General features: G+C 64.0%; 6 protein-coding genes and 1 pseudogene. 5 read left to right on the forward strand and 2 right to left on the reverse strand.

Annotation, left to right across the window (positions count from 1 at the left end; genetic code table 11):
• Window positions 1–927: pseudogene (locus JNK99_RS08460) on the forward strand (hypothetical protein); the annotation flags it as partial.
• Window positions 928–936: 9 nt separating this feature from the next.
• Here JNK99_RS08460 and JNK99_RS08465 read toward each other — a convergent pair.
• Window positions 937–1,929: a zinc-dependent alcohol dehydrogenase family protein gene (locus JNK99_RS08465; RefSeq protein WP_291851359.1), complete on the reverse strand. Its 993-nt coding sequence runs from the start codon at window positions 1,927–1,929 to the stop codon at window positions 937–939.
• 231 nt (window positions 1,930–2,160) lie between these two features.
• Here JNK99_RS08465 and JNK99_RS08470 point away from each other — a divergent pair, with 231 nt between their 5' ends.
• Genes JNK99_RS08470 through JNK99_RS08485 form a run of 4 tightly spaced genes read left to right on the forward strand, consistent with a single transcriptional unit; the run spans window position 2,161 to window position 5,966 of the window.
• Complete coding sequence (locus JNK99_RS08470; protein ID WP_291851362.1) at window positions 2,161–3,243, forward strand: ABC transporter ATP-binding protein; 1,083 nt, start codon at window positions 2,161–2,163, stop codon at window positions 3,241–3,243.
• Window positions 3,236–4,105 carry an ABC transporter permease gene (locus tag JNK99_RS08475; protein WP_291851365.1) on the forward strand — a complete coding sequence of 290 codons (870 nt, stop codon included), beginning with the start codon at window positions 3,236–3,238 and terminating at the stop codon, window positions 4,103–4,105. Before JNK99_RS08470 ends, JNK99_RS08475 begins: the two co-directional genes overlap by 8 nt.
• Window positions 4,105–4,899, forward strand: coding sequence for an ABC transporter permease (locus tag JNK99_RS08480; RefSeq protein ID WP_291851368.1), 795 nt, complete (start codon window positions 4,105–4,107; stop codon window positions 4,897–4,899). The genes JNK99_RS08475 and JNK99_RS08480 overlap by 1 nt, the downstream gene beginning before the upstream one ends.
• Complete coding sequence (locus JNK99_RS08485; RefSeq protein ID WP_291851371.1) at window positions 4,896–5,966, forward strand: spermidine/putrescine ABC transporter substrate-binding protein; 1,071 nt, start codon at window positions 4,896–4,898, stop codon at window positions 5,964–5,966. Before JNK99_RS08480 ends, JNK99_RS08485 begins: the two co-directional genes overlap by 4 nt.
• 27 nt (window positions 5,967–5,993) lie before the next feature.
• Here the strand turns inward: JNK99_RS08485 and recJ are convergent.
• Window positions 5,994–7,476: single-stranded-DNA-specific exonuclease RecJ (recJ, locus tag JNK99_RS08490; protein WP_291851373.1), on the reverse strand; the 1,483-nt coding region annotated here is incomplete at its 5' end.

The raw sequence follows: 7,476 nt of genomic DNA on the forward strand, positions 1-7,476 counted from the left end.
GTCATCTGGGGCGAAATGGTCGGCCTGTTTTTTGGCGACGTGGTTTCTGCCAAGGATGTGCGCCACTTCATCCTGCCGGAGTTCGAGATTCTGCGCATTCCCCAGTGGGCAGCGCGGGCCGAGTATTTCAAGGACGACTTCCATGCCGAGTTCCTCTGGATCCCGGTTGCCACCTACGACGACATCGGCAAGCCAGGCGCCGAGTTCTATGATTACACGCTGCCGCCACCACCCGGTTTCCGGACGGCCTTCCTCAACGAGAAATTTCCTTCGCGCAGTCTCGCCAACACCAACTACGGCCTGCGGCTGTCGGTTCTGCGCGACGGCTGGGATGTGGCGGCGTTTGCCTACAGCAGCATGAGCGTTGCGCCGACCTTCTACCGCCAGATTGTCAGCGATCCGCAACCAACGGTGATCTATCAGGCACAACACGACCGCATCAACCAGTTCGGCAGTACCCTGGCCAAGGATTTCGGTTCCGTGCTTCTCAAGGCCGAGGCAGTCTATACGCGCGGCCGTGGCTACGAAGTCGCCGACCTGAACGACCAGGACGGCGTGGTTGTCCAGAATTCGCTTTCCTGGGTAGTCGGCCTCGACTATACCGAGATCGCGGATACCCGGATCAACGTCCAGTTGTTCCAGGACCACATCTTCGACCACAATCCCTACATCATTCCCTCCACCAATGAAAACGGCTACAGCCTGCTGCTCAACCACAAGTTCGGCGACAAGGTCGAGGCCCAGGTGCTCTGGATTTCCAGCCTGAACCGTACCGACTGGCTGCTCCGGCCGCGCATCAGCTGGAACTTCGAGAAAAACTGGCGACTGGCGTTTGGTGTCGATGTGTTCAACGGTCCGCCGCTCGGCTATTTTGGCCGCTACGACGCCAAGGACCGGGTGTATACCGACCTGCGCTACAGTTTCTGATCGACTCGTTCAGCGCGCCGGGCAGACGAGCACGGCAGCCCCCCTGACCAGCCCCTGGCGCAGACGCTCCAGGGCTTCGTTGGCTGACGCCAGCGGGAAACTTTCCACCTCGGTTCTGACCCCCGCTTTCGGTGCGACGGCAAGAAACTCCTCGCCGTCGCGTCGTGTCAGGTTGGCCACTGAACGCACACAACGCTCTCCCCAGAGAACGGCATAGGGGAACTCGGGAATGTTGCTCATGTGGATACCGGCACACACCACCGTACCGCCCCTGGCCGTGTGACGCAGGGCTTGTGGCACCAGAGCCCCGACCGGCGCGAAGAGAATTGCCGCGTCCATCTCTTCCGGTGGCGACTCGTCGGCGCCGCCGGCCCAGGTGGCGCCCAGTTGGCGGGCAAAGGCCTGGCCATCGACATCCCCCGGCTTGGTGAAGGCGAAGATCTCGCGCCCCTGCCAGCGAGCGACCTGCACGATGATGTGAGCGGCCGCGCCGAAGCCGTAGATTCCGAGACGCCGGGCATCGCCCGCGGCAACCAGTGAGCGATAACCGATCAGTCCGGCACAGAGCAGTGGCGCCACCTCGGCGTCGGCGTATTCTTCCGGCAGGGCGAAACAGTAGCGCTGATCGGCCAGCGCGAACTCGGCGTAGCCGCCATCGAGCGTATAGCCGGTGAACTCCGCCGCAGCGCAGAGGTTTTCCGCCCCGCTCGCACAATAACGGCAATGACCACAGGTCCGCCCGAGCCAAGGTACGCCGACCCTCTGGCCAAGCGAAAAACGCTCGACGGCGGCCCCCCTTCCGGCCACCACGCCGACAATCTCGTGACCGAGAATGAGCGGCAAGCGAGGCTGCCGGAGATCACCGTCCATGACGTGCAGATCGGTTCGGCAAACACCGCAGGCGCGTACCTCGATCAGCACCTGGTCGGCCGCGGGCGTCGGTCGAGGCAGTTCGGCCAGCCGCAGCGGCCGGCCTTGGACATCCAGAAGCATGGCCTTCATGTGCATCCCTTCAGCAGTCATCGGTTCCCGGCATTCCCGGCTTGTGAAGCAAGCCCTGAGCAAAACTCCTGCGTCATTCCGGAGTAAGTGTCAGGGCACCCGAGGAAATTCTAGGCGAACGCAGCGGCGACATGCAAACCCGCCGCGGCAATTCCCCGCGCCGATTCTGCGTCGCACTCGGCCATCCCCCACTACACGGGAAGGGACTTGCTGAGCTAGACTATAGGGACCATGGCACTGCTCGAGATCCGTCACGTCAGCCGTCGTTTCGGCGACCTCAAGGCCGTTGACGACGTCTGCCTGTCGATCGAAGCGGGTGAGTTCTTTACCCTGGTGGGCCCTTCGGGCTGTGGCAAAACGACCCTGCTGCGCCTGATCGCCGGTTTCGAAGAGCCCGATACGGGTGAATTGCTGCTCGACGGGCAAACGCTGGCCGGGGTCCTGCCCGAGCAGAGACCGGTACATACGGTGTTTCAGAGCTACGCATTGTTTCCACACATGACCGTCGCTGAGAACATTGCCTTCCCGCTGCAGATGGCGGGAAGGTCGCCCGACGAGATTCGACACCGCTTGCAGGATGCTCTGGACCTGGTCCATCTGGCCGACAAGGCCCGCCAGTTGCCACATCAATTGTCCGGCGGGCAGAAGCAAAGGGTCGCCCTGGCGCGCGGACTGATCAACAAGCCGCGCCTGTTGTTGCTCGACGAACCGCTGGCCGCTCTCGACGCCAAGTTGCGCGAACAGATCACGGCCGAACTGATTGCCTTGCAGCGCGAAGTGGGCATCACTTTCATCTTTGTCACCCATTCGCAGCAGGAAGCGCTCGCCGTGTCGCACCGGATTGCGGTGATGAACGCCGGACACATCGAGCAGGTCGATGCCCCGGAGCAGGTTTATGGCTACCCGCGCAATCGCTTCGTTGCCGACTTCATCGGCACGGTCAATCTGCTGCCCGTCGAAGTGCGGGAAGCAGGCAATGATCGCCTGCGACTGCTCGTCGCCGGCGTCGGCGAGATCGTCAGCATGCCGGCGGCGGCCAGGACCGGCGAGCGCGGCGCCTTTGCCGTCCGCCCCGAACAACTCGACATCATCGCCGATGGCGAGCGACCCCGACTGGACAATCAATTCAAGGGAACGGTGCAGGACCACCTCTACCTTGGTGACGTCACGATTTACAAGATCGCTCTCCCGAACGGCGCCGTGCTCGAGGCAATGCGCGCCAATGCCGCTCCCGGACGTGCGCGCTTCCTCGAACGCGGCGAGCCGGTCCAAGTCGGCTGGCGACGCCAAGCCGGAGTCTACCTGCGTGACTGAAAGCCAGCCCTCGAACCGCCCGCGGGATCCTGCGCAGACCCGGCGCGCACCGCTGACCAGATGGCTGGTCAGTCTGCCGCCGACGCTGTTCCTGCTGACTTTCTTCCTCGCCCCGGCACTTCTGATGGTGGGCGCCTCCCTGCAGCAACCGGGTGATTTCGGTGGCCTGGTACCCGCCCTCGAGAATGGCCGCCTGACCCTGTCCCTGGACACCTACCGTTTCTTTTTCAGCGACTGGATCTATGCCGAGATCTTTCTTCGCTCCTTCCTCGTCGCCGCGGCGACGACGCTGCTCTGTCTGCTGCTTGCCTATCCGCTGGCCTGGCTGATCGCCCGTAGCCACCGGCGTCATCGCGACCTGCTCGTGCTGCTCGTGCTGCTGCCCTTCGCCAGCAACTTCCTGATCCGCATCTACGCCTGGATCATTCTGCTGGGCCCGTTCGACCTGCTCTACACACCTTGGGCAGTAATCACCGGCATGGTCTATGTGCACCTGCCGTTCATGATTCTGCCGCTGTACACCAACCTGGAGCAGCACGACCCCGCCCTGCTCGAAGCAGCGCAGGATCTCGGCGCCGGTGCCGCGACCCGCTTCTGGCGAATTACCCTGCCGCTCTCGCTGCCGGGAATCTGGTCGGGGTCGGCGCTGGTCTTCATCCCCGTCCTCGGCATGTTCGCCATTCCGGAGTTGCTTGGCGGGACACGCGACATCCTGATCGGCAACCTGATCAAGGAGCAGTTCCTCGACAACCGTGACTGGCCGCTCGGCTCGACCCTGTCGCTCCTGCTGACGGTCGGTGTTCTGCTGCTGGCCGGCTTGGCCGCCCGGGCAGCGCGGCCGTGGCGAGGAGGAACAGCCTGATGCGCCGGACCAAGCGATCGCTGTGGCTGTGGGCGGCGGCGCTGGCCGTATACGCCTTTCTCTACGTCCCACTGGCCGTCGTCGTACTTTTCTCGTTCAACGATTCGCTGCTCAATGCCGAGTGGATCGGCTTCACGACACGCTGGTACGCGCTCCTGTTCGACGACGAGGCCATGCTCGGCGCCGCCGCCAACTCCTTGCTCATCGCCCTGATCGCCTCGGCACTGGCCACCCTGCTTGGCACGCTGGCGGGCATTGCCATGCAGCGCTGGCCGGTTGGCGTATTGCGCTGCCTACCCTTGCTGGTCCTGGCACCGGTGGCGATGCCGGAGATCCTGCTCGGCGTTTCGCTGCTGCTCTTCTTCCGCCAGGTGCTCGACCTGACGCTCGGCCTGATCTCGATCCTGATCGCGCATGTCACGTTTTCGATCGGCTTCGTCGCGATCATCGTACGCGTTCGCCTGGCGGGTCTGGACGAAAGCATCTTCGACGCCGCGCGCGATCTCGGCGCGCGCCCCTGGCAGACTTTTCGGCACATCACCCTGCCACTGATCCGGCCAGCCATTCTGGCCGGCTTCCTGATGAGCTTCACCCTCTCGATCGACGATTTCGTGATCACCTTCTTCGTCGCCGGCGTCGGTGTCACGACCCTGCCGTTGCAGATCTACTCGATGATCAAGGTGGCGGTAACGCCCGAAGTCAATGCGGTATCGACCCTGTTGATGGCGCTGACACTGAGCCTGATCGCGCTCGCCTCGAAGCTGGCACCGGATGCCCTCAAGGCCCGCGCATGAACGCCTGGCGCGCCACGCTCATCGTCCTCTCGCTCACTCTCATGGTAAGTGGGAGCCACGCGGCCGATGTTCTCCACCTCTACATCTGGAACACCTACCTGTCGGAGGAAACGGCGGCCCGCTTCGAAGCGCGATGCGGCTGCCGGCTGAAGCAGGATTTCTATTCCGACAACGAGGAAATGCTCGCCAAGCTGGAAGCCGGGGCAATCGGTTACGACCTGCTCGTTCCCACCGGCAATGCCGTGGAAACCCTGCTGCGACAACAAGCCCTGCAGCCGCTCGACAAAAACAGACTACCCAACCTCGGGAACATCAAGGCCGAGTTCCGCAACCCCTGGTACGACCCCGGCATGCGCTACGCGGTGCCTTACGCCACCACCGTCACCGTGCTCGGTTACAACGCGACGCGGCTGTCCGAACTCGGTCTGCCGACCGATAGCTGGGCACTGATCTTCGAGCCACGTTATCTCGACAAACTGAAAGGCAAGGTCACGGTGCTCAACAGCCAGCGCGAACTGATGGGCGCCGCAATGAAATACCTGGGCTACTCGGTTCAGGAAACCGACCCGGCCCGCTGGGACGAGGCCAAGCGCCTGATCCTGCGCACCAAGCCCTATTGGGCGACCTTCTCCAACAGCACCTACATCAAGGATCTGGCAGTCGGCACCATCTGGGTCGCCCATGGTTACTCGAGCGACATGTACCGCGCACAGCAGGACGCGCGCGATGCCGGACGCCCGTTCAACATTGCCTTCCGGACGCCGAAGGAAGGTGCGGTGCTGGCGGTCGATAGCTTCGTGCTGCACAAGTCCGGTCGTCGTCCGGACCTCGCACACCAGTTCATCAATTTCATGCTCGACGGGGCCAACGCCGCCGACGTGTCCAACCTGATCGGAGCCGGCAATCCGAATGCCGCCGCAAGGCCGTACATCGCGCCCGGGATTGCCGGTAATCCCGGCATCTTTCCGCCGGCGGCCGACCTGCAGCGACTCGAAATGCTGCGCGACTTCGACCCGAAAACCCGCCGCCTGCTGTCGCGCATGTGGACCGAGATCAAGGTGCGCTGAAGCCGTCACGCATCGCAGGGCAGCTTTTCAGAAAGCAGCTGGCTCGATGTGCTCGATCATCAACTGCGGTGTCTGCACCCCGTTGTAATCGTTGATCGCCAGCCGGTAAGCGGCGCGAATGCTGCGGCCGGGCGCCTGGTCGAAGTTGAACTGGATGGCGTCGAGGCTCTGCATTCCTTTGCGCAGGCGCAGCTTGAGGTGCTTGTCCTTGAGAATGCGCTGGCTTTCGACCAGAAACTCGTCCTCGAACAGCGGTGCCGGAAAGCCCTGCCCCCAGACCTCGGCTTCGAGCAGGCGTGCCGTGGCGAGCGAGAAGTAGGCGGCTTCGAGGCCGCCGTCGGTTTCCAGCGTACGTGCGCGGTCGGCGGGAGCAAGCAACTCGTCGGCCACCTGGGCAAACAGCTCGCGAAAGCGCGCGAAGTCGCTTTCGCGCAGGCTCACGCCGGCGGCCATGGCATGCCCGCCGAAGCGCAGCAGCAGCCCGGGAGCGCGTTTGGCGACCAGATCGAGCGCATCGCGCAGATGCAGGCCGGTGATCGAACGGCCCGAACCCTTGATTTCACCGTTGTCGCCGCGGGCAAAGGCAAACACCGGGCGATGCAGTTTCTCCTTGATGCGCGCCGCAACGATGCCGATCACTCCCTGGTGCCATTCGGCTTCGAACAGCGACACTGCTGCCGTCGTCTCACCGGCCAGTTCGGCACCCGCTTCGGCGAGCTGGATGAGCGCCTGTTCCTGCATGCCCGCTTCGATCTCGCGCCGCTCGCGGTTGAGCGCGTCGAGCTGCTGCGCGATATTCATCGCGCGCCCCTCGTCGTCGGTGATCAGGCACTCGATGCCGAGCGACATGTCGGCCAGGCGGCCGGCGGCGTTCAGGCGCGGGCCGATCATGAAACCCAGGTCGGCGCTCGAAGCCCGTGCCGGATTGCGCCCGGCAGCCCGGAAAATGGCGCGCAGGCCGGGGCTCAACCTGCCCTGGCGGATGCGCTGCAGCCCCTGGCTGACCAGCACGCGGTTGTTGTGGTCGAGGCGCACGACGTCGGCCACGGTGCCCAGTGCGACGAGGTCGAGCAGTGCCGCAAGCCTGGGTTCGCCGCGTCCGGCACCTTCGGCAAACCAGTTGCGCCCGCGCAACTCGGCACGCAGCGCCAGCATGACATAGAACATCACGCCGACCCCCGCCAGCGCCTTGCTCGGGAAGTCGCAGCCAGGCAGATTCGGGTTGACGATGCAGTCGGCGGCGGGCAGTTCGTCACCCGGCAGGTGATGATCGGTGATCAGCGTGGCAATGCCGAGCTGGTGCGCCCGGGCGACCCCTTCGACGCTGCCGATGCCATTGTCTACGGTGACGATCAGATCCGGTCCGCTGCCGGCGGCGAGATCGACGATGTCGGGCGACAGGCCATAGCCATAGGTGAAGCGGTTCGGAACCAGATACTCCACCCGGGCGCCGAAAGCGCGCAAGGCACGGATGCCGAGCGCGCAGGCAGTCGCCCCATCGCAGTCGTAG

The sequence above is a fragment of the Accumulibacter sp. genome (assembly GCF_016789985.1).
Taxonomy (GTDB): Bacteria; Pseudomonadota; Gammaproteobacteria; order Burkholderiales; family Rhodocyclaceae; genus Accumulibacter.